This is a genomic window from Streptomyces sp. RKAG290, assembly GCF_023701695.1.
GTDB lineage: Bacteria > Actinomycetota > Actinomycetes > Streptomycetales > Streptomycetaceae > Streptomyces.
In genome coordinates, this window is the sequence record NZ_JAJOZC010000001.1 from 4,146,795 (window position 1) to 4,172,173 (window position 25,379).

The 25,379-nt window shown below is 72.4% G+C and carries 25 protein-coding genes and 1 pseudogene; 11 read left to right on the top strand and 15 right to left on the bottom strand.

Annotated features, from left to right (window positions below; genetic code table 11):
- Positions 1-118 precede the first annotated feature (118 nt).
- Both LNW71_RS18225 and LNW71_RS18230 read left to right on the top strand, forming a co-directional pair.
- A complete protein-coding gene (locus LNW71_RS18225) occupies positions 119-1,858 on the top strand; it encodes a D-aminoacylase (RefSeq protein WP_250969202.1) in 1,740 nt (579 codons plus the stop codon).
- Positions 1,855-3,342: an aldehyde dehydrogenase family protein gene (locus LNW71_RS18230; protein WP_250969203.1), complete on the top strand. Its 1,488-nt coding sequence runs from the start codon at positions 1,855-1,857 to the stop codon at positions 3,340-3,342. Before LNW71_RS18225 ends, LNW71_RS18230 begins: the two co-directional genes overlap by 4 nt.
- Positions 3,343-3,422: 80 nt before the next feature.
- Here LNW71_RS18230 and LNW71_RS18235 read toward each other — a convergent pair whose 3' ends face one another.
- The 3 genes from LNW71_RS18235 to LNW71_RS18245 form a co-directional block, all read right to left on the bottom strand.
- Complete coding sequence (locus LNW71_RS18235; protein ID WP_250969204.1) at positions 3,423-3,908, bottom strand: hypothetical protein; 486 nt, start codon at positions 3,906-3,908, stop codon at positions 3,423-3,425.
- Positions 3,905-4,345, bottom strand: coding sequence for an RNA polymerase sigma factor (locus LNW71_RS18240; RefSeq protein ID WP_250972053.1), 441 nt, complete (start codon positions 4,343-4,345; stop codon positions 3,905-3,907). The genes LNW71_RS18235 and LNW71_RS18240 overlap by 4 nt, the downstream gene beginning before the upstream one ends.
- 61 nt (positions 4,346-4,406) lie before the next feature.
- Positions 4,407-4,892 carry a DUF3995 domain-containing protein gene (locus LNW71_RS18245; RefSeq protein WP_250969205.1) on the bottom strand — a complete coding sequence of 162 codons (486 nt, stop codon included), beginning with the start codon at positions 4,890-4,892 and terminating at the stop codon, positions 4,407-4,409.
- A 196-nt stretch (positions 4,893-5,088) separates the two neighbouring features.
- Between LNW71_RS18245 and LNW71_RS18250 the strand changes: the two genes are divergently transcribed.
- Genes LNW71_RS18250 through LNW71_RS18260 form a run of 3 tightly spaced genes read left to right on the top strand, consistent with a single transcriptional unit; the run spans position 5,089 to position 8,200 of the window.
- A complete protein-coding gene (locus LNW71_RS18250) occupies positions 5,089-6,537 on the top strand; it encodes an MFS transporter (protein WP_250969206.1) in 1,449 nt (482 codons plus the stop codon).
- A gap of 18 nt (positions 6,538-6,555) precedes the next feature.
- Positions 6,556-7,179 (top strand): RNA polymerase sigma factor, encoded by a 624-nt coding sequence (locus tag LNW71_RS18255; RefSeq protein ID WP_250969207.1) that lies wholly within the window; start codon positions 6,556-6,558, stop codon positions 7,177-7,179.
- The gene (locus LNW71_RS18260; RefSeq protein WP_250969208.1) at positions 7,172-8,200 is read left to right on the top strand and encodes a CU044_5270 family protein; all 1,029 of its coding nucleotides are present in this window, start codon (positions 7,172-7,174) and stop codon (positions 8,198-8,200) included. The genes LNW71_RS18255 and LNW71_RS18260 overlap by 8 nt, the downstream gene beginning before the upstream one ends.
- Positions 8,201-8,325: 125 nt before the next feature.
- Here LNW71_RS18260 and LNW71_RS18265 read toward each other — a convergent pair whose 3' ends face one another.
- Positions 8,326-8,757, bottom strand: a complete 432-nt coding sequence (locus LNW71_RS18265; protein WP_250969209.1) for a hypothetical protein — start codon at positions 8,755-8,757, stop codon at positions 8,326-8,328.
- A gap of 97 nt (positions 8,758-8,854) precedes the next feature.
- On the opposite strand from LNW71_RS18265, the gene LNW71_RS18270 reads away from it, so the two are divergent.
- A complete protein-coding gene (locus LNW71_RS18270) occupies positions 8,855-9,700 on the top strand; it encodes an LLM class F420-dependent oxidoreductase (protein WP_250969210.1) in 846 nt (281 codons plus the stop codon).
- Positions 9,701-9,772: 72 nt separating this feature from the next.
- Here the strand turns inward: LNW71_RS18270 and LNW71_RS18275 are convergent, their stop codons facing one another.
- Positions 9,773-10,444 (bottom strand): class I SAM-dependent methyltransferase, encoded by a 672-nt coding sequence (locus LNW71_RS18275; protein WP_250969211.1) that lies wholly within the window; start codon positions 10,442-10,444, stop codon positions 9,773-9,775.
- Between the two features lie 141 nt (positions 10,445-10,585).
- On the opposite strand from LNW71_RS18275, the gene LNW71_RS18280 reads away from it, so the two are divergent.
- The gene (locus LNW71_RS18280) at positions 10,586-11,881 is read left to right on the top strand and encodes an aminoglycoside phosphotransferase family protein (RefSeq protein ID WP_374119423.1); all 1,296 of its coding nucleotides are present in this window, start codon (positions 10,586-10,588) and stop codon (positions 11,879-11,881) included.
- Here the strand turns inward: LNW71_RS18280 and LNW71_RS18285 are convergent.
- Entirely contained in the window at positions 11,823-12,656 is an 834-nt protein-coding gene (locus LNW71_RS18285; protein ID WP_250969212.1) for a PIG-L family deacetylase, read from the bottom strand. The two genes, LNW71_RS18280 and LNW71_RS18285, sit on opposite strands and share 59 nt — an antisense overlap.
- A gap of 393 nt (positions 12,657-13,049) precedes the next feature.
- Positions 13,050-14,219: a pentapeptide repeat-containing protein gene (locus tag LNW71_RS18290; RefSeq protein ID WP_250969213.1), complete on the bottom strand. Its 1,170-nt coding sequence runs from the start codon at positions 14,217-14,219 to the stop codon at positions 13,050-13,052.
- A 128-nt stretch (positions 14,220-14,347) separates the two neighbouring features.
- Between LNW71_RS18290 and LNW71_RS18295 the strand changes: the two are divergent.
- Positions 14,348-14,943, top strand: a pseudogene (locus tag LNW71_RS18295) (DinB family protein).
- A 74-nt stretch (positions 14,944-15,017) separates the two neighbouring features.
- On the opposite strand, the gene LNW71_RS18300 reads toward LNW71_RS18295, so the two are convergent.
- On the bottom strand, positions 15,018-15,428 hold the full coding sequence (locus tag LNW71_RS18300; RefSeq protein ID WP_250969214.1) for a RidA family protein: 411 nt from the start codon (positions 15,426-15,428) through the stop codon (positions 15,018-15,020).
- 68 nt (positions 15,429-15,496) lie between these two features.
- Positions 15,497-16,459 (bottom strand): hypothetical protein, encoded by a 963-nt coding sequence (locus tag LNW71_RS18305; RefSeq protein ID WP_308294502.1) that lies wholly within the window; start codon positions 16,457-16,459, stop codon positions 15,497-15,499.
- 450 nt (positions 16,460-16,909) lie between these two features.
- Here LNW71_RS18305 and LNW71_RS18310 point away from each other — a divergent pair, with 450 nt between their 5' ends.
- A complete protein-coding gene (locus tag LNW71_RS18310) occupies positions 16,910-17,443 on the top strand; it encodes an SMI1/KNR4 family protein (RefSeq protein WP_250969216.1) in 534 nt (177 codons plus the stop codon).
- Positions 17,444-17,761: 318 nt separating this feature from the next.
- On the opposite strand, the gene LNW71_RS18315 is transcribed toward LNW71_RS18310, so the two are convergent.
- The 3 genes from LNW71_RS18315 to LNW71_RS18325 form a co-directional block, all read right to left on the bottom strand.
- A complete protein-coding gene (locus LNW71_RS18315; RefSeq protein WP_250969217.1) occupies positions 17,762-18,394 on the bottom strand; it encodes a hypothetical protein in 633 nt (210 codons plus the stop codon).
- A gap of 32 nt (positions 18,395-18,426) precedes the next feature.
- Positions 18,427-19,536 (bottom strand): hypothetical protein, encoded by a 1,110-nt coding sequence (locus LNW71_RS18320; RefSeq protein ID WP_250969218.1) that lies wholly within the window; start codon positions 19,534-19,536, stop codon positions 18,427-18,429.
- Positions 19,537-19,706: 170 nt separating this feature from the next.
- Positions 19,707-21,617, bottom strand: a complete 1,911-nt coding sequence (locus LNW71_RS18325) for an RICIN domain-containing protein (RefSeq protein ID WP_250969219.1) — start codon at positions 21,615-21,617, stop codon at positions 19,707-19,709.
- A gap of 391 nt (positions 21,618-22,008) precedes the next feature.
- Between LNW71_RS18325 and LNW71_RS18330 the strand changes: the two genes are divergently transcribed.
- Positions 22,009-23,262 carry an ROK family transcriptional regulator gene (locus LNW71_RS18330; RefSeq protein WP_250969220.1) on the top strand — a complete coding sequence of 418 codons (1,254 nt, stop codon included), beginning with the start codon at positions 22,009-22,011 and terminating at the stop codon, positions 23,260-23,262.
- A 149-nt stretch (positions 23,263-23,411) separates the two neighbouring features.
- Here LNW71_RS18330 and LNW71_RS18335 read toward each other — a convergent pair whose 3' ends face one another.
- Both LNW71_RS18335 and LNW71_RS18340 read right to left on the bottom strand, forming a co-directional pair.
- The gene (locus LNW71_RS18335) at positions 23,412-23,663 is read right to left on the bottom strand and encodes a type II toxin-antitoxin system RelE/ParE family toxin (RefSeq protein ID WP_250969221.1); all 252 of its coding nucleotides are present in this window, start codon (positions 23,661-23,663) and stop codon (positions 23,412-23,414) included.
- Complete coding sequence (locus tag LNW71_RS18340; RefSeq protein WP_250969222.1) at positions 23,660-23,914, bottom strand: type II toxin-antitoxin system Phd/YefM family antitoxin; 255 nt, start codon at positions 23,912-23,914, stop codon at positions 23,660-23,662. Before LNW71_RS18340 ends, LNW71_RS18335 begins: the two co-directional genes overlap by 4 nt.
- Before the next feature lie 116 nt (positions 23,915-24,030).
- Between LNW71_RS18340 and LNW71_RS18345 the strand changes: the two genes are divergently transcribed.
- On the top strand, positions 24,031-24,654 hold the full coding sequence (locus LNW71_RS18345; RefSeq protein WP_250969223.1) for an RraA family protein: 624 nt from the start codon (positions 24,031-24,033) through the stop codon (positions 24,652-24,654).
- Positions 24,655-24,744: 90 nt separating this feature from the next.
- On the opposite strand, the gene LNW71_RS18350 is transcribed toward LNW71_RS18345, so the two are convergent.
- Positions 24,745-25,092, bottom strand: coding sequence for a DUF6281 family protein (locus LNW71_RS18350; protein ID WP_250969224.1), 348 nt, complete (start codon positions 25,090-25,092; stop codon positions 24,745-24,747).
- Positions 25,093-25,379 lie beyond the last annotated feature (287 nt).

The window sequence follows — 25,379 nt, forward strand, 5'->3', positions numbered from 1 at the left end:
GCGGAGCCCCCGGCCACACACGGGCGGCGTCTTCCCGGACCGCCGCTCCGCGAGCCGGGGTGCGTACCGCGGCCGTACGCACCCCGGCGCACCGGACCACCACAGAGAGGACCCCGTCATGCTCGACCACCTCATCCGCGGAGCGACCGTCGTGGACGGCACCGGCGGGCCCTCCTTCCGCGCGGACATCGGAATCCGCGACGGCCGCATCGCCGTCATCGCGGAACCCGGGTCGGCCACCGAGGACGCCGCGACCACCGAGGACGCCACCGGCCTGGTCCTCGCGCCCGGCTTCGTCGACCCGCACACCCACTACGACGCCCAGCTCTTCTGGGACCCGTACGCCACCCCGTCGATGAACCACGGCGTCACCACCGTCGCCGGCGGGAACTGCGGTTTCACCCTCGCCCCGCTCCACCCGGACCGGCCCGAGGACGCCGACTACACCCGGCGCATGATGTCGCGGGTCGAGGGCATGGCCCTCAAGGCCCTGGAGGAGGGCGTCGACTGGACCTGGTCCAGCTTCCGCGAGTACCTCGGCGCACTCGACGGGCGGATCGCCGTCAACGCCGGTTTCATGGTCGGCCACTGCGCCCTGCGCCGCCACGTGATGGGCGCCGACGCGGTCGGCGGGCAGCCCACGCCCGCCCAACTGGACGCCATGCTGGCCCTGTTCCACGACGCCATGGACGCCGGGGCCTGGGGCCTGTCCACCACCCAGTCCGCCACGCACTCCGACGGCGACGGGCAGCCGGTCGCCTCCCGGCACGCGCGGCCCGAGGAACTCCTCGCGCTCTCCCGTGCCGTCGGCGAGCACGAGGGCACCCAGATCGAGGCGATCGTCGCCGGCTGCCTCGACCAGTTCTCCGACGACGAGATCGAGCTGTTCGTCGACATGAGCGCCGCGGCCGGCCGCCCGCTCAACTGGAACGTCCTGACCATCGACGCCGCCGTCCCCGAACGCGTACCGCGCCAGCTGGTCCCCAGCGAACGCGCCCGTCGCGCCGGCGGCCGGATCGTCGCGCTCACCATGCCGATCCTCACCCCGATGAACATGTCGCTCGGCACGTTCTGCGCCCTGAACCTGATCCCCGGCTGGGGCGACATCCTCGCCCTGCCCGTGCCCGAACGCATCGAACGGCTCCGCGACGCCGCCACCCGCGCCGAGATGCTGCGCCGCGCGGGCAGCAAGGAGGCCGGTGTCTTCCGCCGCCTCGCGAACTTCGGCCGGTACGTCATCGGGGACACCTACAGCGCGGCGAACGAGGGCCTGAGCGGGCGCGTCGTCAACGACATCGCCGCCGAACGCGGCCAGGACCCCTTCCACTGCCTTGTGGAGATCTGCGCGGCCGACGACCTGCGTACGGTGCTGTGGCCGATGCCCACCGACAACGACCCCGACTCCTGGGCGCTGCGCCAGCGGACCTGGGAGCACGAGGACGTGATGCTCGGCGGGTCCGACGCGGGCGCACACCTGGACCGGATGTGCGGCGCCCCGTACACCACCCGTTTCCTCGGCGACTGTCTGCGCGGCCGCAAGCTGGTCCCGCTGGAACAGGCCGTCAAGATGCTGACCGACGACCCCGCGCGCCTCTTCGGGCTGCGCGAGCGCGGCCGCGTCGCGGAAGGCTTCCACGCCGACCTGGTGCTCTTCGACCCCGAACGCATCGACGCGGGACCCGCCACCCTGGTCCACGACCTGCCGGGCGACAGCCCCCGGCTCGACTCCAAGGCCCTGGGCATCGTCTCGGTCCGCGTCAACGGGGTGGAGACCCTGCGCGACGACAAGGTGACCGGAGCCGTCCCCGGCACGGTGCTCCGCTCCGGCCGCGACACCCGGACGGTGAGCACCGTATGAGCGCCGGCCGGCCCCGTGACGCGCGGTCCCCCGAACAGCGGCTCTTCATCGGCGGCGAGTGGACCGAACCCGCCGGCGGCCACTACGAGGTGGTCGACCCGGCCACCGAGGAAGTCGTCGGCCTGGCCCCGGAGGCGAGCCGCGCGCAGGTGTACGAGGCGGCGGCCGCGGCGCGCGACGCCTTCGGCCCCTGGTCCCGCACCCGCCCCGAGGAACGTGCCGCGATCCTCGACCGCGCCGCCGGCCTGATGCAGCGCGACTTCACCGCCAACGCCGCGCTCGCCCAGGCGGAGAGCGGCGCCACCACCGCAACGGCGCGCGGGATGCAGGTCGCCGTGGGCGCCGCCCGCTTCCGGCGGTACGCGAAGGGCGCGCTGGAACCCGTGGAGGAGGCGGTCCCGCCGCAGATCAACGAGGCCGGGCCGATGGGCCGGGCCGGGATCTTCGGCGCGCTCACCGTCCGCCAGCCCGTGGGCGTCGTCACCTGCATCACCTCGTACAACAACCCCTGGGCCAACCCGGCCGGCAAGATCGCCCCCGCGCTCGCGATGGGCAACACGGTCGTGGTGAAGCCCGCCCCGCAGGACCCGCTCTCCGTCTACCGGATGGCCGGGGCACTCGCGGAGGCGGGCGTGCCCGCGGGCGTCGTCAACGTCGTCAGCGGCTCTGGCGCCGAAGCGGGCGAGGCCGCCGTGGACTCACCCGACGTCGACATGGTCAGCTTCACCGGCTCCACCTCCGTCGGGCAGCGCATCGCCGAGGTCTGCGGCCGCGGTATGAAGCGGCAGTTGATGGAGCTGGGTGGCAAGGGCGCGGCCGTCGTGTTCGACGACGCCGACCTCGACTCGGCGGTCGCGGGCATCGGCACCACGTTCTCCTTCTACAGCGGTCAGATCTGTACGGCTCCGACCCGTGTGCTGGTCCAACGGGCCGTCCACGACGCGCTGATCGAGAAGCTCACCGCTTATGCGGGATACCTCACGGTCGGCGATCCGACGGCGATGGGGACCGTGGTCGGTCCGGTCATCTCCGCCGCCCACCGCGACCGCGTCGAGTCGTACGTCGAGCTGGGCCGGAAGGAAGGCGCCCGGGTGGTCACGGGCGGCGAACGCCCGGACCCGACCGGGCGCGGTTTCTACGTCGCACCCACGCTGCTGGCCGACTGCACCCCGGACATGCGGGTCGTGCGGGAGGAGATCTTCGGCCCGGTCGTGGTGGTCGTCCCCTTCGGCGACGAGGAGGAGGGCATTGCGCTGGCCAACGACAGCGACTACGGGCTGATCGACTACGTCTGGTCCGGTGACGTGGCCCGCGCCTTCCGGGTCGCCCGCAGGCTGCGCGCGGGCGGGGTCGGCGTGAACACGATCGGCCGGAACATGGAGGCCCCGTTCGGCGGCTTCAAGCGGAGCGGCGTCGGGCGCGATGTCGGCTCGTACGCGCTGCACGCGTACAGCGAACTCCAGGCGATCGTCTGGCCGGGCTGAGCGCGGACCGGTCGTCGGGCGTCGTTCAGCCGGTGTCGTGCCGGCGGGGCGGTGTGGGGGCTGCCCGGCCCGTGTGTCTCTCACCCGGTGGTGAGCCGGGCGTCCAGCCGCTCCAGGACCCGCCGCCCCGCCCTGCCCACCCCGACCGGGACCAGGGCTGCCCGGCCCGGGACGCGAACCCCGCCGGTGAAGGCGACCAGGGTGTGGCCGGGGGTGGTCGCGGACGGGGTGGCCGCGATGCCGATCAGCACGAAGCGGCTCTGCAGCCAGAGCCAGCCGGGGCGCCGCACACCGTGGAAGCGGGCGTGCATGCCGAACCGGCTGCGGGCCACCGCCTCGACCCGGTCGCCGTCCGACCGGGTCAGCGTCAGGCGCCTCATGTCCGGTACCAGCAGAGCCAGTTCACCGCCGATGTCGGCGATCAGCGGCTCGACCTCGGCGCAGCGGGCAGCGATCTCACGGGTGGTGACACGCGCGCCGCGAACGCCGGCCGCGAGGGCGTGCAGCCGGCGGACCGGGTCGAGCCCGGCGGCGGCGGGCCACTGGGGGAGCGGGGTGTCGGTCATGACGTCCATGCCTTCCGGAAGGAGTCCCGGGCCCGGGACAGTCGGGACTTGACGGTGCCCACCCGCAGGCCGAGCAGGGCGGCGGCGGACTGTTCGTCCAGTCCTTCGAGGTCCCGCAGGACGAGAACCGCCCGGTGCTCGGGGGAGAGCCGGGCGAGGACGTCACCGATGTCGGCGCCGAGCTGCGGATCGCCGCGCTGGGGCAGGGTGGTGAGGTCGGCGGGCACGGACCTGGCGCCGCGCCGGGCGACCCGGACCGCCTCCCGGCAGGCGATGGACCGCACCCAGCCGTACAGCGCCGCGGGTTCCCTGAGCGAGCGCAGGCTGCGGAAGACGGCGACGAGGGTCTCCTGGACGGCGTCCGGCCCGTCGGCCAGGGCGATCGGGGTGCAGATGCGGCCGGCGTACGGGGTGAGGACGTCCAGCAGCTCGTTCATCGCGAGCGTGTCGCCGCGCTGGGCGGCCACGACGAGGCGCACCGCGTGATCGCGGTCGTGGTCATCGGGCACGGGCCGGGGTTTCCTCTCTGGCCGCCACCCGGAGCGCGGCGGCCGCGAGCAGCAGGCAAAGGGGCGTGTACAGGGTCCAGTTGAGCAGAGGGAAGGTGTCGCCGGCCTCGGCGTCCAGCCCCGTGCGCAGCCCCGCCGCCCAGCCGATCCCGGCCAGCCCGCGCAGCGCCGTGCCGCCGGCGACCGCGAGTGTCCCGGCCTGGAGCAGCCGGCCCGCCCGGTGTGCCCGGCCCAGCCGGGCGCGGGCGGTGACCAGGGCCGCGCCGCCGAACAGGACGGCGGCCAGCGGCAGTACGACGGGCGGGGTGAACGGCGCGTCGATGCCGAGCACGGCGTACGAGAGGGTGGCCGCGTCCCCGGCGGGCCAGGTGCGCCCGGTGGACCAGAACACGTGCAGCAGTCCGTCGGCGGTGAGTACGGCGCCGACGGCGAGAGCGGCGGCGCGGCGGGTGGGCAGTAGACGGTCGGGTGTCAACGGGGTCTCCTCTGCGGGGTGGTGGACAGCGGTGAGGTGTCGCGTCACCCCACAGAGGAGGCGGGCCGCCGATTCGTTCCCACGACCTGACGACCCAAGTATCTCGTCATCAAGTATCTTGACATCGAGAATAAGTCCCGGCAGGCTTCCCCCGGTCTGTTGATCTCTGGACGTCGAGGTAGTCGGGGGTGGAGCGGTGCGACGCACCAAGGGGAGCAGGGAAGACAAGGGGAGCAGGGGCGTGCCGGCGCGGGCGGGCGGGCCGGGGCTGCTGGCGCAGCTGCGCAATCCGCCGGGCGGCAGGAACGCCCGGATCATGCTGCTCGCCCTGGGCGTGGACCGGGCCGGAACCGGCCTGTGGGCCGCGTCCTCGGTCCTGTACCTGACCTTCGTGACTCACCTGAGCGCTCAGCAGATCGGCGTGCTGCTGGGGGCGGCCGGTGTGGCGGGCATCGCCGGTTCGCCGCTCGCCGGCCGGCTGGCGAGCCGCTTCCCGGTGCGTCCGCTGCTGATCGGCTGCCATCTGCTCCGGCTGGTGACCCTGACACTGGTACTGGTCTGCGCGGACTTCGAGGCGCTGCTCCCCGTGGTCGCCTTCACCTACCTGGGCGACCGGGCGGCGAAGACGCTGGAGATGCTGTTCGCCACCCGCACGGCGGGCGAACGCAGGGCCGCGTACCAGGCGTTGTCGCGCAGTGCGGCGAACGCGGGCTACGCCGTCGGTGCGGGGACGGCGGCAGTCGGCCTGGCCGTGGGCACCACGGATGCCTACCGGGCGCTGATCCTCGGCAACGCGCTGTCCTTCGTCGTCGCCGCGGCGCTGGTGTGGCGCACGGGTGAGCCGCGGGAGCGGGCGAGCGAGGTGGTGCGGACCGGGCGGGCGGCGGCCGGTGCTTCCCGGGCTCCCGCCGCCGGACCCACGGCCGGCGGGACTCGCGAGCAGGGCCGGCGGAAGGGGCCGTGGCGGGACCGCGGCTACCTCCGCTTCGTGCTTCTCGACATCCCGATGAACCTCGACGACTCGATCCTCGGCGTGGGCCTGCCGCTGTGGCTGGTGAACCGCACCTCGGCCCCGCACGCCCTCGTACCGGCCTTCCTGGTCATCAACACGGTGCTGGTCGTGGCGCTCCAACTGACCGTGTCCAAGCGTGCGGAGGGACCGCGCCGGGCCGTCCGGGCGGTGCTGCTGTACGGAACCCTGATGTTCGTGTGCTGCGTGTGCCTGGCCACGGCCGGCGGGTGCGGTACGTGGGCGGCGGCAGCCGTCCTGCTGGCGGCGGCGGTGCTGGTCACGCTGGCGGAGCTGATGCGCTCGGTGAGTTCGTGGGAGCTGGCCGTCCTGCTCGCACCCCCGGACGAGCGGGCCGCGTACCTGGGGGTGGCCGGGATGGCCCAGTCCATTCAGAAGTCGGCCGGGCCGCCGCTGCTGACCGGCGTGGTGATGGCGGCAGGGCCGGTGGGCTGGCTGGTGCTCGGCACGGCGGTCGCCGGGCTGGCGGTGGTGCAGCAACGAGCCTGCACCCGCAGGCTGTTCCGCGTCCCCAAGGCGGTACCCGCGCCCGGGACCGGAATGGAACTCGATCCGGCCGACCGGCGAAGTACAGGAGAACCACCCGAACAAGCCCAAGCATTCGAGGCGTTCTGACGAACGAAAGGAGCCCCGATGACCGTCGGACCACCGGGAGTCCGCACCCGCGAGGGGAATGTCCAGGACAGTGACGCCCAGGTGATCGCACGGTCCCGGGATGAGCCCGAGCTGTTCGCCGCCCTCTTCGACCGGTACGCCGGCGCCGTGCACCGTTACGCGGCCCGGCGGCTCGGTCCGGAGGCGGCAGAGGATCTGATGGCGGAGACGTTCACCACCGCCTTCCAACGACGCCACACGTACGACCTCAAGCGTGCCGACGCCCGTCCGTGGCTGTTCGGCATCGCGACCAACCTCGTGGGCCGCCACCGCAGAGCCGAGGCACGCCGATTCAAGGCGCTCGCCAAGGTTCCGGAGCCGGTGGAGCACGAGGAGCCGGTCGCGGACCGCGCGGTCGCCAGAGCCGGCGCTACAGGGGTGCGCCGGGACCTGGCGGCCGCGCTGGCCGGGCTCTCCGCCCGGCATCGCGACGTCGTACTGCTGGTGGCCTGGGCCGACCTCGACTACGAGGAAGCGGCACGGGCCCTTGGGGTGCCTGTCGGCACGGTCAGATCCCGGCTGCACCGGGCTCGCAGCAAACTGCGCGAAGCACTGGGCGGATCCGATCCGACAGCTTTCCGAGAGGCAGACGCCCATGCATGACATCGACGAACTGCGAGAACTGAAGGAGTACGACGCGGGGGCACCCCCGCTCGACGACGAGACCCGGCGACGGGTGCGGGCCCGGCTGGTCGCCGCGATGACCCCGGCGAACGGACCCGCTCCGGTCGCCCGGCACCGCCGCCCCGTCCTGCGCATCGCCCTCACCGGCGCGGTCGCGGCCGCGATGGCCGCCGGCGTCCTGGTCGTCGTACAGCACGACGACGACGGCCAGGGCCTGAAGGCGACGCCGCCGGCCGCGAGTTCGCCCGCCATGACGAACGTGAGCGCACAGACCGTGCTCAACGGCGCGGCCGGGTACGCGCGGAAGCACGAGCGGACGGTCAGCCCGCGGGACGACCAGTTCATCTACACCAAGGAGATCATCAAGGAGACCGACCTCGGTACCGGCGTGACGAAGAGCCACGTCGACGAGGACTGGCGCTCGGTGGACGGCTCGCAGCCCTCCTGGGTCATGGAGATCGGCAAGGGCTGGTGGTCACAACCGCTCGGGAAGAACGAGAGCATGTGGCCACCGCAGGACTGGGGCACGCTGCGAAAGCTCCCGACCGACCCCGAGAAGCTGATCCTCTCGCTGCTGCACAAGACCGGGCCCGACGACCGGAACGACTCGCTCGCCGAGATCAGCGAGCAGGAGTGGTCGGAAATCCACTTCAGCCTCGCCGGACTGCTCAAGCTGGTCCCGGTGATGCCGCAGGGGCTGCGCCCGGCGGCCTACGAGGCGCTCGGCATGGTGCCCGGAGTGAAGGCGGTCCCGAACCAGAAGGACGCCAAGGGCCGCACCGGCGTGGCCGTCACCTACGACGACCCGACCCTTCCGGAAGGGGCCGGAGGCTTCGGCGGGTACTTCATCTTCGACCCGCAGACGTACCGGTTCCTCGGCTTCCGCGACCAGCGCACCTCGGACGGCGGCAAGAGCGGGACCAAGAAGCCGACGACGTACACCCAGCTCTCCTACCTCGACAGCTGGGCCGTCGTGGACAAGGCCAAGCAGCGGCCGTAGCCGGACGGCTGACGCGTGACACCTGAGGGCGGCCCGGACCGGAAGCCGGTCCGGGCCGTCCTGGGCTCCGCCGCGAGGCGCGGGACCAGGGCACGCGAGCCCGGCATGATCCGCACGAGGGGGCCCTAGGAGTTCCGCCGGGACCGGGACAACAGCACGTAGGCGATGATGCCGACCACGATGACGGCCAGCACGATCCCGATGAGCAGCCCGCCCCCGAACCCGCCGGACCCGTGCTTCCGCCGCTTCTTGCTCTTGTACTTGCTCTTGCTCTTGCTCGTGTACGCCCGGACGCCGGCCGCTTTCGAGTGGGCGGACAGGGCCGCGTCCAGATGACCCGAACCCTGCGCGGAAACGGCACGGGCGGCAGTGGGTGCGGCAGCCGGTGCGGCGGCCGACGCGGCGGCGGGCACCCCGCCGACGAGCACACCGGTCAGAAGCAGCGCGGTGGCAGCGGAACGCCTGCGAGTGCGCGTACGAGTCCCGGTGGCGGCGTGGGAGCCGGCACCTGTGCCGGTGTCGGTGCAGGTGCTGGTGCTGGTGCTGGTGCGAATCATGACGGTTGACCTCCCCCGAAGTCGCCGAAGGCTCGGCTTTGCGCACCGTACGGCATACGTTTGGTCGGTCACCAGACAACGACGGAGGTGTCCTCGCATGCGGATCGCCACAACGATCTTCCTCACCGACGAGACGATCACACCGGTGCGGCTCGCGCACCAGCTTGAGCAGCGGGGATTCGCCGGGCTCTACCTTCCGGAGCACACGCACATCCCGGTGAGCAGGGAAACTCTTTACCCGGCGGGGGGCGAACTGCCGCCCGAATACGGCCGCACGCTGGACCCCTTCGTGGCCCTCGGGCAGGCCGCCGCGGTCACCGAGCGCCTGACGCTCGGCACCGGCATCACGCTGATCGCCCAGCACGACCCGATCGACCTGGCCAAGCAGATCGCCACCCTCGACCACCTCTCCGGCGGTCGCTTCACACTCGGTCTCGGCTTCGGCTGGAACGTCGAGGAGGCCGCGGACCACGGCGTCGACTGGCGCACCCGCCGGGAGCTCGGCCGCGACCGTATGGCACTGATGCGCGCGCTCTGGTCCGACGAACCAACGGCCTACGACGGTGAGTTCGGATCGGTCCGGGCCAGCTACGCCCACCCCAAGCCGTTCCAACGGCCCCGCGGCCCGGTGGTCGGCCCGCGCACCCTGATCGGCGGAGCGGCGGGCCCGAAGCTGTTCGCGCACATCGCGGAGTACGCGGACGGCTGGCTCCCGATCGGCGGCCGCGGCCTGACGGAGTCGGTGCCGAAGCTCCGTACGGCCTGGGAATCGGCGGGCCGCGACCCAAAGGACCTCCAGGTGGTCCCGTACGCGGTCCTGCCGGGCGCGGGCAAGCTGGCCCACTACGCGGACCTGGGCATCGAGGAGGTCGTGCTCCAGCTGCCCCCGGCGGGCGAGGCGGAGGTGCTGCGGACCCTGGACGCGTACGCCGAGTACCTCTAGGGGCAGGGCGCGGGGCCGGCCCCGCGCCTGTGGGCCTGCCGCCGGTGACGGCGGCAGGCCGCGCTCCGCCCGCTACCGCGCACGCATGAGCAGATGTCCCCGGCGGTACCGCTCCCCGTCGAGCGGCTCGCGCAGCATCCGGCCGACCTCCACGAACCCGGCTTCGCGGGCCAGCGCGGCAAGGTCGTCGATCGGCCATCGGTAGGCCGTCGTCACCTTGTGGTCGAAGGCCGCCACCGGCCCGTCCTCGGCCTCGAAGAAGCCGAGCAGGAATGCGGCGCCCGGACGCAGCACCCGGCGGAACTCGCAGAAGTACGGCGGGAGTTCCCGCGGCGGGACATGGATGACCGAATACCAGGACACGATGCCGCCCAGCGTGCCGTCGGCCAGATCCAGGGCGGTCATCGAACCGGTCTCGAACCGCAGGTCCGGATACGCCTCGCGGGCCAGGCCGATCATCACCGGGGACAGGTCGACGCCGTGGACATCCAGCCCCAGACCCCGCAGATGCGCCGTGAGGTGTCCGGGCCCGCATCCCAGCTCTGCGACCGGCCCGGCGTCCGTCGACCGTGCGAGCTCGGCGAACGCGGCGAGGACCGCACGGTCCAACGGAAGACTGTCGAGCGAGTCGCGGAAGAGATCCGAGTAGAGGACCGCGACGGCGTCGTAGGCATCTGATGTCGTCCGCAGATACGAGGCGGGCTGAGACGAGGAGGGCTGAGGCGAGGTGGAGGGTTCCGTCATGGGAGACGACCCTAGGGCGGCTCTGAACGGATACCCAAGCGCCTTTCTGGCGCCGCGCCTTGGCAGAAAACGTTCGGCTCCGCTCGGCCGGCACAGAGAAGCGCGTGGAGACACGGCAGGGCGTGCTGATGGAATGACGTGATGCGACGTGATGTGTCGGTGGTGTCGGTGGACCGAGGGCAGTACCCGGACACGCGGACGCCCTGGGAGGACCCGGACTGGCGGGAGGCCGCCCTCACCTGGGCGGTGCGTGGACTCGCCGCCCACGGCCTGCGCACGACGAGGCGGCTCGCGGTGCGGCTGCGGCCGTGGTCGGTGCTGGTACGGATGTCGGCCGAGGACGAGCCCGACGCGTGGTTCAAGGCCAATCCGGCCGCCAGTGCATTCGAAGCGGGACTGACCGAGGCGCTGGCGCGGTGGGTCCCCGGCCACGCACTGCATCCGCTCGCCGTGGATGCCGCGCGAGGCTGGTCGCTGCTCCCGCCCGGCGGCGCCCTCTTCCGCGACGTACTCCGGCACGACTCCGCCGACGGGAGGGCCTGGGAGGAACCGCTGCGCCAGTACGCGGCCATGCAGCGCGCGCTCGGCCCCCGCACCCAGGAAATGCGTCAACTCGGCGTTCCGGATGCGCGGATGGCGGTGCTGCCCGCCATCTTCGACCGGCTCGTCGACGGGAACACCTCCCTGGACCCCGCCACCCGCACGGCGCTACGCGCACTGCGCCCCCGCCTCAAGGACTGGTGCGACGAACTCGCGGCGACCGGCATCCCCGACTCGCTCGACCACGCCGACCTGCACGACGGCCAGTTCTTCGCCCCCCGACCGGGCCGCTTCACCTTCTTCGACTGGGGGGACGCCGCGGTCTCCCACCCCTTCTGCAGCCTGCTGGTCCCGCTGCGCACCGCCGCCGACCGCTACGGGACGCCGGTGCTGCCCAGACTGCGGGACGCCTACCTGGAACCGTGGACGGACACAGGGCTGACGGCTGCCGGTCTGCGTCGCGCGGTGAGCCTGGCCTGGCGCCTGGGCGCGGTGGGCAGGGCGTGCTCCTGGGCCCGGCTCTTCCCGGGGGCGGGCGAGGGCCGGCGGCGGTGGGGGACGCGGCGGGGGCGCGGTGGCTGGCGGAGCTGTTCGCGGAGCCTGCGGTCTGAGCCGGCAGGGCGGCCCGTTCCTGGCGGGGGTGTCCGGCGATGCGGCAGGCCACGCGTGCCCGGCTGCCCGACCGCACTGGTTACGTGTGCCCGGCTTCCCGACCGCACCTGGCCAGGTGATCACGACCGGTCGGTACGGGACCGAGCGGTGGGCGGCGGGCCCGGAGCGGCCGGCCCCCAGACCAGGCGCTCCGGTCGCTCTTCCGGGACCGGGCCGGAGGGGTGGGTCAGCGCAGTCCGGCGAAGAGATCGTTCTCGGGCAAGGGTGCGCCGGTGGTGTCCTTGACCCGGACGAAGGTCTCCGCGCCCATCAACTCGCCGAACCTCTCCTTGCCCATCTTGAGGAAGAAGATGTTCTCGCCCTGACTGGCGTGCGCCGCGAGCGCGTCGAACTTCTGACCGCTGAACGCGGTGGTGTCCACCCACGTGGTGATCTCGTCGTCGGGAAGGCCGATCTCGGCCATCGCGGCTTCCTCGGCCGGATCCGGCTCCGGCATGTCCTCGTGGAACTCGCGCATGGTCTCCCCGAACCGCTGCATCATCGAGCGGGGCATCGTCGTCCAGTACACCTTCGGTGTCAGGTCGGTCAGCTCCAGCGCCGCCATCGTGATGCGGTGGGCCTGGATGTGGTCGGGGTGGCCGTAGAAGCCGTTCTCGTCGTAGGTCACGACCACATCGGGCCGGTAGTGCCGCATGAGGCCCGCAAGCCGGGCGGCGCCCTCCTCCACGGGGGTCTGCCAGAAGGAGCCCGGGGCGTCGTTGCTCGGCCAGCCCATCATCCCGGAGTCGGCATAGTCCAGCAGCTCCAGGTCGCTGATCTTCAGCACGTCACAGCTCGCCTCGAGTTCCTTCCGGCGCATCGAGGCGACGGTCGCCGGATCGTGCCCGGGACCGCCCGGCTTGACACCCCCCGGCCCGTCACCGCAACCGCCGTCGGTACATGTCACGAGAACCGTGCGGATGCCTTCCGCCGCGTACCGGGCGAGGACCCCTCCGGTTCCGGTGGCCTCGTCGTCGGGGTGGGCGTGCACGGCCATGAGCGTCAAGGGTCGGTCAGTCATGAAACATTCCTCCAGCAGAAATACGTGTCGGTCCGAGTGTGCGGTGCGGGGCGTACCGCGATCCCGGCGGCCCGGACCCTGGCGGGCGGACGACCGCGTGGTCCCCACGTCCCGGCCCGCGTGGCACCGGTCCCTCTGTCGGTGCAACCGCGCCGGCCGGACCCGCTGTTCCCGAAGCGGCCGCTTTCGACTCGCGCCCGCGCTTGTGCCTGCGGGTGGCTCGTCGTCGCCGGGGGCCCAGCAGCTCGCAGGGCACAGGCTAAATCGCACCTGTGGGGCACGAAGCGCCTGGTCAGCAGCCTGGAGCAGGTCAGTGGACGGCGCTGCTCCCGAGCCTTCCCACCGAAGCGAAATGACGCTCAGGACCGGTCAGGTGCATGCCCACGTGCACGCTCACGCCGGACCGGTTCCTACGGACCGCAGCGGTGGGTGCTGCTCGGTGATCCCCGACGGCTGGAGCAGCGGCGGCGGCTCGGGACCGGGGTCCTCGGTGACGACGACCCCGGCGGCCGCGTGGTCGAAGCCGGCCGGCCAGCGGGTGTGCTCGCTGGCCAGGGCGTCCGCCAGGCGGGCCCGGAGAAGGTCGGCCGTGCTCAGGTCCGTCCCGCGCAGGTCCGCCAGGCGCAGGTCTGCCCGGTGGAACACCGCGCCGCGTGCGTCGGCCTTGCGCAGGTTCGCCTCGCGCAGGTCGGCCTCGGTGAAGTCGGCCTCCCGCAGATCCGTCTCGGCCAGCCGGGCCCCGCGCAGGTCGGCCAGAGCGCAGCGGGTCCGGCGGAGGATCGCCGTCTTGAGGTCGGCGTGCCGCAGGACGACCGAGACCAGGGACGCCTGGGTCAGGTTCGCGTGATAGAGGCTCGCCGCCTCCATGCTGGAGCTGTCGAGGTTGACCTCGGGCAGCCACAGCCCGTCACAGTCGGCCCGGCGCAGATCGGTGGCGCCGAGGTTGACCCAGGACTGATCCCGCCGCTGGCACAGCACGCCGAGACCCGTCAGCGCCACCTGGGAGTCGGCGGCGCGGGCTTCCAGCGGTGCGATGTCGTTGATGGGCACGTCCACCGCCGGCGCCTGCGGACCGGTGGGCGGCCAGGGCAGGTGCGTCCGCAGATACGCGGCCTGGATGGAGATGACGGCTTCGCGGTCACGGGCGGACTGCTCCGCGACCCGCCACAGTGTGTGCAGCCCGCCGACGCGCACGTCCAGCTTGTCGCTGCCGAGCTGCTCGACCGCCCGGCTGAACCGGTCGGTGACGTAGCCCTCCTGGGTAGCCCGCAAGCCGGCCTGGCTGACGCCGAGTTGTCGCCACGTGGCGTACGCGCCGAAGAACACGGCCAAGCCGCCGATCACCTGCAAAAGCGTGGTGCGGACATCGTTCACGGCCTTCAGCCGGTCCTGGGGCGCGACGGCGGCCCCCGCGAGATCGTGGTCGACCACGGCACCCGGCAGGACGACGAATACGGCCCCCAGGACACCCAGCCCCACCGCCCCGGCGAGCAGCGTCACGACCGCACGACGACCGGCCGGCCACCCGCGCCGCTCTCGGCGGCTGTGGTCCGTTTCCCCCATGGCACGGGAGCCTAGACGCACCTCGGAATGCGATCAAGGTGCTCAAGTGGCCGCCGGTATAGGGGAAATGGCCTGGTGGAGCAGGGAGGGGAGCCGGTCCGGCGCCGGTCGTGGCATCGTCGGCTCGTATGATCGATGAATTCGCGAAAGAGTACCTGCACAGCGATCTGCGAGTGATGCGCGAGGCGATGCTCTGGAAGCTCGACGGGCTCGGCGAGTACGACGTCCGACGCCCGCTGACCTCGACGGGGACCAACCTTCTCGGCCTCGTCAAGCACCTGTCGGTCTGGGAGTCCAGGTACTTCGGCGAGGTCTTCGGCCGGCCGTTCCCGGAAGCCCTGCCCGATGGGACGACGCGGGGGAGCCCGGCACCGATCTGTGGGCGACGGAACATGAGACGCGCCAGGAGATCATCGACCGCTACCGCCGCGCGGCGGAGCATTCGGACACGACGATCACCGCCCTCGCCATCGACTCCCCCGGCAACGTCCCCTGGTGGCCCCGCCCCGAAGTGAAGCTGTTCAACATCCTGGTCCATGTGCTCACCGAGACCAGCAGGCATGCCGGACACGCCGACATCCTGCGCGAACAGCTCGACGGCTCGACGGGGACAGCGGCCGAATACGCGGACCCGGGGCGCGACGCCGCCCTGGAGGAGGCCCGGCACGCGAGGATCGAACGTGCCGCGCTGGCGGCTGCCGCCAAGCCCGGCCAGGTCGCGTAGGCGCGTGTGTGCCGCAGCGGAGGTCGGAGTTGGTCCCGGGACCGTCTTCACCGTGACGGGAGCCCCCGGCCCTCTCAGTCGGGCAGTGCCGCCGTGAGGTCGACCTCGATGAGTTGTCCCGTGAAGCCGAGCTGGGAGACGCCCAGCAAGGTGCTGGCGGTGGTGAACGCCGGTCCGAGTGCGGAGGCGTTGAGCCGCTGCCAGGCGGCTCCGAGGGCGGCCCTGTCGTCGCTGCGTACGTAGATGACCGAACGCACGACGTGCTGCGGCTCGGCGCCCACCGCAGCCAGTGCGGTCATCGCGTTGGCCACGACCTGGTCGGTCTGCAGCTCAAGGTCGCCGGGGCCGACGAGTGTGCCGGTGCCGTCGAGCGGACACTGCCCTGCGAGGTACGCCGTTCGGCCGGCCTCGACGACGGTGATGTGGTGATAGCCAGGCGTCTCGTGCAGAGGGGCGGGATTGATGCGGGTGATCTGCTCAGTCATGCGGTGAGTCTGACGGCCACGGTCCCGGGGCGCACCGGCATTTGTACGGCCACGGATCAGCCCGCTCCTCAGGCCGACCTGCGCTCGTCCTGTTGGGCGGCGGTGCATTCGTCGCAGCAGCCGGGGGCCGGGGCTCTGAAGGCCCGGTCGCACTCGTCGCAGTTCTGGAGCGGAACCGCGGGATAGGCGCCCGACAGGGAGCGCCCGGACGGGAGCAGCACGGTGAGCCGGTGCCTCAGCAGTTTCGCCGGGAACCTCAGGGGCCGGGGGAGGTCCGCCGTGAGGGCATGGCGGACGGCGGCCGGGGAGACGTCGCGCTCGAACCAGGCGACGACGCCGGGCGCCAGGAAGTCGATATCGGCCTCGGTGAGGATCAGTTGGGAGTCCTGGCGCTGGAGGCCGATGAGGAGTGCCGCAGCGGCGTGCAGCATCCGGGGCCTGTGGTGGAGGGGCTGCGGGAGGGGCGGTGGCGGCGGCTTCTGAGCCGTGGGCACGGGTACGAGGCGGGGCGGGATGACCTCGGCCGGGGGCGGCGGTGATGTGGGCTCCGGTGCGGGTGCGGGTGCGGGTGCGGGAGCCGGAGCCGCTGCCGGAGTCGGGGCCGGGGGCGCCTCCCAAGCCGCTTCCGTTGCCGGGAGCGCAGGCCTTACGGGAGCCGGAGTGGGCGCGGGCGCGGGAACCGGTGCCGGGGCTGGGTGGCGGGCCTGGTGCCTGGGCTGTTGCCTGCCCATGGCGGCCGCGTCCGGGTGGTTGTAGGACACCGTGCGGGTGTGCACGCGACCGTCAGCGCCGCGCTCCCGAGTCCGCTTCAGGTAGCCGAACTGCTCCAGCTCGCGAAGGGCGGAGGCGATGCGGTGTTCGCTGTCGGGCAGTCGCTCGACGAGGGTCTTGATGCCGATCCTGGCGCCGGACGGCAGCGACTGGATGTGCACGGCGAGGCCCCTGGCAGCAAGGGAGAGCTTGGGGTGCTGGCTGAGGTGGTTGCCCACCACGGTGAAGCCGCTGGTGTGGCGGATGTTGACATGCACCACGCCCGATGACGGGGCATGAGGGGGCGCGATAATCTTCTGGGCATCCATCGGGAAGGGTCTTTCTTCCTCGTTGGTCAGGCCCTCGCTCGGGATTGCCGTCCCGGCGGGGGCCGTCACATGTCTGAAGTTTGGTGCGGCGAGCATATGCCAGGCAACCCGGTCCAAATCCAGCCCAGTTGGCGAATCTCACCCGTGCGGGTGACGGGCCGCCAGGGTGGGTCGGGTTGGTGAAAAGTTCTTTCTCCAAGTGCTTTAAAGCCTTTTATGTCGCGGGTCACCGGGTCGCGGTCGACCGGGTCGCGGTCGGAGGTGCACCGGGTCCCGGATTCCCGCGATCCGGTGGCACCGGCGCGGATCAGCCCCGGCGTGCGTACGTGATGAGCGACCCCCGCGGAAGAGATCGTTGCCGTGCGCCTCTGAGCCCGCTCGGCGTGACCCTAATCTGTTGGTGTGACGCCGAGCGAAGACCTTCAGTTTCCTGCAGCACTTGCCGCCGCCATGGTGATTCGGGGCGCATGGAACGGCGAGGACGGTGTCGACTTCGAGCCCTTCGACTCGTTCCTGTCTGCCGATGAGACAACCCACTGGCTCCGGTCCTGGACCGGCAACAGCGATCTCAGCGGCGACGACTTCCGCATGTTCGGCATGGACGGCACCGGCGGATCCGCAGCCTTCTGGCTGGTCCGGCAGGGCCGCCCGCTGGTCGAGCAGCCCGTTGTCTTTCTGGGCTCGGAAGGGGAGACCGGTGTCGTCGCCCGCAGCCTGGGCGCCTTCCTGTGGCTGCTGGCCGATGGATTCGGCCCGTTGGAAGCGGCCACCTCGGACGGGCCCGAGCCCGGGTGGGCCCCTCAGGCCAATCGCGACCTGGCCGCCGTCGCGGAGGAGTTCGCCCCGGGGCACCGCGAGTCCGCAACCGCGGTGATGGAGCAGGGCGCACGGGAGTTCCCCGACTTCGACGACACGATCATGAGGCTCTGCCGCTGAACCCGGCCACCTGAGAGGCCGGATCGGGCCGAAGTCCCCCCGGAGTCGGCCCTGCCCAGCCCTCAGACCCCCTCGACGAGCAGCCATCCCCGGTGCGGCAGGTCCTGGGTGAGGGTCAGGGTGCGGGTGGCCGGACCGTGACCGTCCTCGGGGGCGGCCGTGTCCAGGGTTGCCGGTGCGGGGGTGGTGAGGGGGCGAGCAGGGTGGCGTCGGCCGGGCCGGTGGTGTCCGGGAGGCTGATGCGCGGGCGGGCGGGGTCGGCGCTGCCGTTGGCGATGGACAGGCGTCGGGCGTGCTTGGTGCGCGCGAGCCGGGGGATCAGGTACGGGCCGCCGCTGACCAGTGGCAGCGTCGGGGTGTCGCCCTCCAGGCGCCGGACCAGGGCGTGCAGCAGCGCCTGACCGTCGTCGTTGTACGGCAGCAGGTGCGGCGCGGTCGCGGCGAGCACCGCGACCCGGCCGCCGAGCGCGTTGTCCCCACGCACCGCCCGGCGCCCCAGGGCCGCAGGTCCGGTGTGAGCACCTCGCTCCATACCTCGGCTCCCTCGGCCGGGCGCAGCCGGGCGAGGGCGGGTTGCAGGTTCACGCTCAGGAAGAGGTCGACGCCGTCGGTGTCGACCACCGAGGGCGGCGGGGTGAGTACGCGCTCCAGCGAGTACGGGCCGGGCTCGGACGCCGCCTCGCGGTCCACCAGTTCGGTCACGGTGGCGGGCAGGAACTGTCCGAAGCCGCGCCGCGTGAGGAGGTCGGCGGCCACCCCGTCGAGGAGCAGGCCGCCGGAGAGCATGTGGTGCAGCGTGGCGTCGTCGAAGGCGTCGGCCGCCTCCCCGAACAGGGCCTGGACGGGGGCCGCGGCGGCGGTCACGGGGACGCCGTGGCGCAGGAGGAAGTCGGCCGTGGGCCCGGGGTCGACGGCCAGGTCCGCGAGGTGGCCGGAGCGCCGGGTGCGCACGTGCCCGGGGGCGTTCGGCGGGACCGGGACGCCTACCCCAGGGTGCCGAGCTCGTCGTGGTGGAGGTCGGCCACGTGGTCGAGGGCGGGCCTGGAGCGCCGCAGCAGACTCGCGATGCGGGGGTAGCGGCGGGCGTGACCGGACTGCGACGGGTGCAGGTTGAGGAAGAGCGCGTCTGCGCCGCTGAGTTGGGCGGTGACCAGCTCGGACCAGGTCTGGGTGTCGGATTTGGACCAGGCGGTGTGCGGCCAGTTCTCGATCTCCGGCTCGGCCCGGACCCCGGCGGGCCGCAGCACGCGCTGGCTCTCCAGCAGCCACACCGAACCGCTCAGCGTCCGCCCCGGCGCGTCACTGTAGGGGGCGAAGTGCGGACGCTGGACGACCTGGCCGTCGATGCTGAGGGCGTCGAACAGGGCCGGCCAGTCGCGTCCTTCCACGGCGTGCACCGAGGGCAGCGAGCTCATGAGGCCGAGCCTGGACCGGCCGCCGGAGTGCTTCCCGACCGCTTCGGCCACCTCGGTCGCGACCTCCAGCTGGGCTTCGTTCCAGGTCTGTTGGAGCAGGGCGCGCCACGGGTGCGGTTCGCCGGGGGCGGTGACGGTGGCCACCAGTTCCGTACGCTCGACCGGCCTGCCGGCGAGTTCGGCGAACCGGGCCAGCATGAGCGGCTCGAAGCCGCCACCCCACTCCAGGGGCGCGTGGTTGTGGAACCGGAAGTCGTCCTCCAGCCACAACACGCGGAAGCCGAGCCCGGCGAACCGGGCGTAGTGCGCGGTGAGCCAGGACCGCCAGCGTGGGCAGGCGAACGAGGCCTGCCCTGCCGCGGCCGTCCCGTCCGCCCCGACCATCGGGGCGAAGCCGTGCCGGCCGCGACGGCCCCGGTCGGCGTGCCCGGTGGTCACCCACGGATTGAGGCTGACCTCGACCCCGGCCTCGCGCAGTACTGCGGCCGCGGCGGCCGTCGTCTCGTACAGCCGGTCCTCCTCGGCCGGTGTCGGGTGGCCCCCGTGGAACTCCTCGGCGGCGAGCAGCAGAACCACCTCCGCGACCTCCGAATCCCGGCAGAACGCGGCTAGTTCCTCAGCCTGCCGAGCGGCGGAATCGGGCTGGACCTGGAATCTGAGGTGGTACCGGGCGGGCATGCGAGGCCTTCTTCTGGGCGGGGAGGGGATGGAGGCGAGGGGGAAGGGGTGCGAGGGGTGGAGGCGCGTGAGCAAGGAACCGGGCGCTGGAGCGCGCCTGACCCGCACCGGCTTGGCGCGGATGCGGGTCAGGCGGGTGCTCCCGAGCGCACTTAGGTGAGCGGGCCGGGTCAGTCCTCTTCGCGTGCGGTCAGGTGCAGCGGCGGGACGGAACCGTGGCCTGCCGAGGCCGGCTGACCGGAGTGACCGGAGTGACCCGGGTGGCCGGGCTGGTGGACCGCGCTCGCCGGGGTGAGCGTGAGGGTCTGCTCGGCGGCGGTGCGGGCGCCGCCCACCTCGTTGCCCGTCCTGTCCGACCAGGCGCGAACCGGTGTGGTCTCGGCGAGCCGGCCGTCGGCCGAGGACAGTCCGATCACGAGCCCGCTGTAGCGGTTGACCAGGCGGAAGGTGCCGGTGGGCGTGCCGCCCGTGGTGGTGTTCGGGATGACGAACCACTGCTGTCCAGCTGTCGGCCCGCCCGCCGGGGCATCGGTGGCGGTCGGCCTGGCAGCCCAGGCGCGGCCCGCCTTCGAGCCGGAGTCGACGCCGAGCAGCTGTGCGGTGGCGGTGTTGGAGATCCGGTAGGACCCGTCACCGTTGGGGCCGAACTTCCAGCGGCCGAGGGCGCTGCCCGAGGCCCGGGAGGTGACCGCGGAGCCACCGGAGACCTGGGTGAGGACGCGGCCGTTGCCCGCGGCGATGGAGTACGCGCGGCCCGCCTTGACGGGGGCGGCCGGAGTGCCGGTGTCGACGGTGGTGTCGTAGTACTCGCCGTCGGCGTTGTCCGAGCACGAGAACGAGCAGTAGGAGCGGAACGTCCTGCCCACCACGTTGTTGGTGGTGCGGCTCACCGGGTCGAGGAACCAGCGGTACCAGGAGCCGCTGCGGTAGTCGCCGGAATCGCCGATCAGCCGCCACTTCTGGGTGGCGAGGTTGTCGGTGACGTAGAACCGCTGCTGCTCGGAGCCGTCCTGGTTGACGGTCTCCGGCTCGCCTATGTAGAGGCCCAGGTGGGCGTCGTAGGCGATGTTCATGGTGAGCAGGTCGGACTTGGCGGGCAGGGTGCCGGCCGCCTGCTGCTCCTGGACGTTGCCGGGGTTCTTCGGGTCGTAGTCGTGGGCGACGGGTGTGTACCCGGTGGTGTGCTTCGCGTCGACCGGCTCCATGTTGCTCTCCAGGCCGCCGCGGCCCGGCTGCGACCACGCGCCGTCGTACCACTTCTTCCAGGACCTGGGCGCCATCTTGCCGGACATCGGTGCGCGGGCGACGTGCGCACGGGTGCCGTCGGTCCAGCCTCCGGAGACGCCGCCCTTCGGGATGGCGCGGGAGTTGTAGTACACGTAGAAGTAGCCTGACGCGGCGTCCACGAACAGCCGCGGGTCGCCATTGCCGTAGTCGTACGTCTCGTGCGGGAACGCCGCGTTGTCGCCGCGCTTCGTGCTGTACGGCGAGGTCAGCACGTGGTCCTTGATGTCCCAGGTGCGGCCCTGGTCCTTGGAGACGGCGTAGTCGATCGCGTCGTAGTGCAGCCCGTCACCGAAGGGGTCAGGAGTGAACTCGTTGTGCACCAGGCCGTACCAGTCGCCGGTGTCCGGGTCCACCCAGACGCCGAGCAGGTCGCAGTAGTTCGCCTGGGAGTAGCGCGAGTCCGCCCCCGCCTTGGTGGCCTCCCGGCCGGTGGGGCTGTTGTCGCACCGCCAACTGGTGTCGTCGTTACGGTCCTTGGAGTTGGCAGGATCGACGGCGTCGCTGATCGGGGACCGGGTGGCGGAGTCGAAGTCCTTGCCCGAGTAGAACGACCAGTTCCGCTCGTCCTCCTTGCTGTAGAGCGCGTGCGCCGACTGGTAGTAGAAGGTGCCGTCCTTGTCGATGTACGGGGACGCCGGGGTGTCGTCCGGGTTGTTCCACGCCCCCTTGGCGCCGATCGAGACGGTGAACGTGGGGTCCTGGGCCGACGCGGGGGCGGCGCCCCACGCTCCGAGCAGCACGACGGCCGAGGCGGCGAGCGCGCCGGCGATCTTCGTTCTGGGACGGGCTGACACTGGTACTCCTCTCGATCCCGGGCCGCCGCCGGAGGGCGGCCCGCGGGGGACGGACGTCCCGGCCCGGCCGGCACGCGAGCGCGCTGCGGCGGGTCGGGGGAGGGGCAAGCGGAGCCGCGCGTTCTTGGCTACGGCGCGGTCCGCGGCGCGGGTGCACGGAGTGGGGGCCGGGCACGCTGTCGCGCGGCCGGTCCGACGGCGGTCGGTGGGTGGAGAACGAGTGTTTACAGCGGCGTGTGGATTAGTTTGAATAGAATCCGAACTAATAAGGGGCTGTCAAGACATCCGACCGGGATCGCCCCGGCGGGGCCACGGGGCGGGGCGACTTGTCATCATGAGGGCCCACCCGCCCGACCGGATCTGGAGGAGACCCGTGAGCTGGAGGAAACCCGTGTCCCACCTCACGGCGCCCCCGCCGCACGCCGTGCCCGCCGGGCAGGCCGCGCCCCAGGACCGGGGGGCCGGCCGCCGCGCCAACCTCGGTGCGGTGCTACGGCTGTTGCGGGACGCGGGCCCGCACTCACGCGCCCAGCTCGCCACCGGCACGGGCCTGCCCAAGCCGACCGTCACCACCCTGGTCGCGGAGCTCGTCGCGCTCGGTCTGGTGCGCGAGGGGCCCACCCGGCGGGAAGGTGCGGTGGGCCGGCCCGGCACGCTGATCCATCTCGACGGGAGCGGCCTGTGCGGAATCGGCATGGAGATCAGCAGCGGCTACGTCCAGCTGCTCGCCCTCGCGCTGGACGGTGAGACGCTGCACGAACACCGGCTCGGCCTTTCCGTCGCCGACTCGGACCCCGGCACGGTTCTGGACAGCGCCGCGCAGCTGGTCCGTGCCTGCCTGGCTGAGCTGGACCGGCAGGGAGTCCGCCCGGCCGGTCTCACCCTCGCCGTCCCGGGCGTGGTGGACCGCGCGAGCGGCACCGCCCGGTACGCCCCGACGATCGGCTGGCGTGGCGTCCCGGTCGCGGACGAGCTGGCCGCCCGGCTCGGCAGCGAACTGCCGCCGCTCGCCGTGGACAACGACGCCAAGCTCGCCGCCCTCGCCGAATACGCCCTCGTCCAGGGCGACGGCCTGTACGACATGGTGTGCCTCACCGGGGAGCGCGGCATCGGCGCCGGCATCATCAGCGACGGCAGGCTGCTGCGCGGCGCCACCGGGTTCGCCGGCGAGGCCGGCCACATGCCGCTCGACCCGGGCCGCCGTCCCTGTGTGTGCGGCCGGCGCGGCTGCTGGGAGACGATGGTCGGCCTGGACGCGATCCTCCGGCTGGCCGCCGACGCCGACGACCCGCTGCACGACACGGCCATCGAACTGCCCGAGCGGCTGGCCGAGTTGGGGCGACGGGCCCGTTCCGGCGACGAACGCACCGGCCGGGCGATGGCCCAGGTGGCCGACGACCTGGGCCTTGGCGTCGCCCTGCTCGCCGACGTGCTCAACCCCCGGGTGGTGGTACTCGGCGGCTACTTCACCCACATCGGGGACGTCATGCTGGACCGCGTCCGCGAGGTCGTCCACGAGCGCGTCATCGCCCCCGACGCCGGCGGCTGCGAGGTCCGCCTCTCCACGCTGGGCTTCACGGCGGCGGCGCGGGGCGGGGCGTACGCGGCGCTGGAGGGGGTCTACCAGGATCCGGGGGGTGTGTGACGCCTCGGTGCCGTGGGCGGCTGAGCGCTGGGCGGCTCGGCCCGCGGACTCCGGAGGCGGTGCTGCGGGGCGGGTCGCCCCGGGACTCCGGAGGCGGTCAGCCGTCCGGTGGGCGTCAGTTGCTGAGGGCCGGGGCGCGGCGCAGGTGGTCAGCCGACGCGCCCCACGTGGATCACGACGATGTCGACCTGGGCGTCCTTGATCTCGTACAGCACCCGGTAGCGGCCGGCGTGGACGCGGCGCAGTGCGGGGGAGCCGTAGGGTGTCGCGCCCTCGGGGGGCGGGTTCACGGCGAGCAGGTCGACGGCGTCCATCAGGAGGCGCAGGCCGTCGGGGTCGTCCCTGAGGAACCGGGCCGCCTGGTCGATGGCGTGCTCGTCCCAGGTGATCAGGTGCGTCAACTCTGCTCCAGGCCGAGCCGGGCACGTACCTGGTCGTGCGGAACCGTGTCGACGGAGCCGGAGGCCTGCCGCGCCTGGTACCGGGCGAGAGCCAGCGCGTCCTCCAGCTCGGCGAGCTCCTGCGGGTTGATCAGTATGGCCGCGGGCTGGCCGTGGTCGGTGATCGTGATCCGTTCCCGCGCGTTCGCGGCCCTGCGGACGAGGGAGCCGAAGCGGGCGCGGGCCTCGGTGATCGGCCAGGTATCACTCATGCAGCAAACCGTACACTTTCTGACAGTTCTGTACGTTCGACTGAGAAGTCAGTGGGTCGTTGGACCTCGATGCGCGCCTCCCGGTTTGCGGCGGCGGGCCCAGGTGGAGGATGCGCATGTACGACGTCAGCGGCTTCAGGGACATCTCGCCGACCACGCTCGCCGACCTGCTGGGGCGCGGGCAGGTCATGGACATCGGCATCCGCCCGCTGTGGCCGTCGAAGCAGCGGGTCGCCGGGCCGGCGTTCACCGTGCGGTGTCCTCCGGGCGACAACCTCATGCTGCACGCGGCCATCCACCGGGCCGAGCCCGGATCGGTCGTCGTCGTCGAGGCGGGCGACGTGGACTACGCGTTGGCCGGCGGGAACGTGTGCGCCGTCGCGCAGCGCCGGGGGATCGCGGCGTTCGTGCTGGACGGGGTGATCAGGGACCTCGCCGAGGTGCGCGAGCTGGGCTTTCCCGTCTTCGCCCGGGGCGTCATCCCCTTCCCGGGCACCAAGAAGGCCGTGACCCCGCTCAACGAACCCGTGCGGTGCGGCGGGGTGACCGTGCGGGCCGGGGACATCGTGGTCGCCGACGAGGAGGGCATCGTCGTCACCCCGGGCGCCCGGAGCGCGCAGGTGCTGCTCGACGCCCGGGCGAAGATGGCGAAGGAGACGGCTGAGACCCTCGACGAGTGGGAGGCGGCGCACCGCGCCCGCATCGACAAGCTCCTCGCCGACGGCGGTCATGAGGGCTGACGGCCCTGGGGCGGGACCGGTGCGCGGGGCATCGGAGCCGTGCCGCCGGTCATGATCCGGCGTACGGTCGGTCCCCCGCGCTCCGGACCATCACTTGTCAATCAACTCTGCTACCTCGGGCGGAAGTTCACCGCCCGAGTAGGCGACGAGAATCCGGGCTTCCTCGGGTGTGTCCCCGACGGCGATGGCCACCGCGGGGGAGAGCCCGTCCACCTCGTAGGCGGTCTCCGTCGTCGCAGCCTCCTCGTCCCCGCCCTGGGAGCCGGTGTCGTCGCACGGGGGCTGGGTGGCGGGGCCGAGCTTCCCGCCGACGGTGAAGTCCACGTTCGCCACATCCTGATACGTGCGGTCCCGGTAGGTGACCCGATAGGCGCAGGAGGCCGACCCGCCGCCCCCGCCACTGCTGTCGGCCGTGCACGCGGCAGCCGATACCAACACGACCGCCACCGCCAGCAGTCCGCACGCAGACCGTCCACTCCAGCTCATGTGTGTCCCCTCGTAGGCGTCACGCCGGTGATCCTGTGCCGAGTCGACGTCGAAGAGCCGGCATCGGTTCCCCCCGCCCACCATCCGAACCGTGTTCCGGGTACCACAGCGGCCCGGAGCGACGCTCGGGCGGTGAGCGCCGCTTCGAGCCCGTCCGGCGGTTGAGGACGGAACCGGTGCGTCGGTGACCGGGCATGCGACCGGCGCCGGCCACCGCGGCAAAGGCCCGCTCTCAGGCG

Excerpts from the sequence above, each read along its gene's own strand:
- LNW71_RS18225 (WP_250969202.1), top strand. The coding sequence starts at position 119 with ATGCTCGACCACCTCATCCGCGGAGCGACCGTCGTGGACGGCACCGGC.
- LNW71_RS18290 (WP_250969213.1), bottom strand. The coding sequence starts at position 14,219 with ATGGGGGAAACGGACCACAGCCGCCGAGAGCGGCGCGGGTGGCCGGCC.
- LNW71_RS18265 (WP_250969209.1), bottom strand. The coding sequence starts at position 8,757 with ATGATTCGCACCAGCACCAGCACCAGCACCTGCACCGACACCGGCACA.
- LNW71_RS18260 (WP_250969208.1), top strand. The coding sequence starts at position 7,172 with ATGCATGACATCGACGAACTGCGAGAACTGAAGGAGTACGACGCGGGG.
- LNW71_RS18300 (WP_250969214.1), bottom strand. The coding sequence starts at position 15,428 with ATGACTGAGCAGATCACCCGCATCAATCCCGCCCCTCTGCACGAGACG.
- LNW71_RS18340 (WP_250969222.1), bottom strand. The coding sequence starts at position 23,914 with ATGAGTGATACCTGGCCGATCACCGAGGCCCGCGCCCGCTTCGGCTCC.
- LNW71_RS18270 (WP_250969210.1), top strand. The coding sequence starts at position 8,855 with ATGCGGATCGCCACAACGATCTTCCTCACCGACGAGACGATCACACCG.
- LNW71_RS18275 (WP_250969211.1), bottom strand. The coding sequence starts at position 10,444 with ATGACGGAACCCTCCACCTCGCCTCAGCCCTCCTCGTCTCAGCCCGCC.
- LNW71_RS18280 (WP_374119423.1), top strand. The coding sequence starts at position 10,586 with ATGCGACGTGATGTGTCGGTGGTGTCGGTGGACCGAGGGCAGTACCCG.
- LNW71_RS18240 (WP_250972053.1), bottom strand. The coding sequence starts at position 4,345 with ATGAACGAGCTGCTGGACGTCCTCACCCCGTACGCCGGCCGCATCTGC.
- LNW71_RS18285 (WP_250969212.1), bottom strand. The coding sequence starts at position 12,656 with ATGACTGACCGACCCTTGACGCTCATGGCCGTGCACGCCCACCCCGAC.
- LNW71_RS18320 (WP_250969218.1), bottom strand. The coding sequence starts at position 19,536 with ATGCCCGCCCGGTACCACCTCAGATTCCAGGTCCAGCCCGATTCCGCC.
- LNW71_RS18345 (WP_250969223.1), top strand. The coding sequence starts at position 24,031 with ATGTACGACGTCAGCGGCTTCAGGGACATCTCGCCGACCACGCTCGCC.
- LNW71_RS18255 (WP_250969207.1), top strand. The coding sequence starts at position 6,556 with ATGACCGTCGGACCACCGGGAGTCCGCACCCGCGAGGGGAATGTCCAG.
- LNW71_RS18230 (WP_250969203.1), top strand. The coding sequence starts at position 1,855 with ATGAGCGCCGGCCGGCCCCGTGACGCGCGGTCCCCCGAACAGCGGCTC.
- LNW71_RS18235 (WP_250969204.1), bottom strand. The coding sequence starts at position 3,908 with ATGACCGACACCCCGCTCCCCCAGTGGCCCGCCGCCGCCGGGCTCGAC.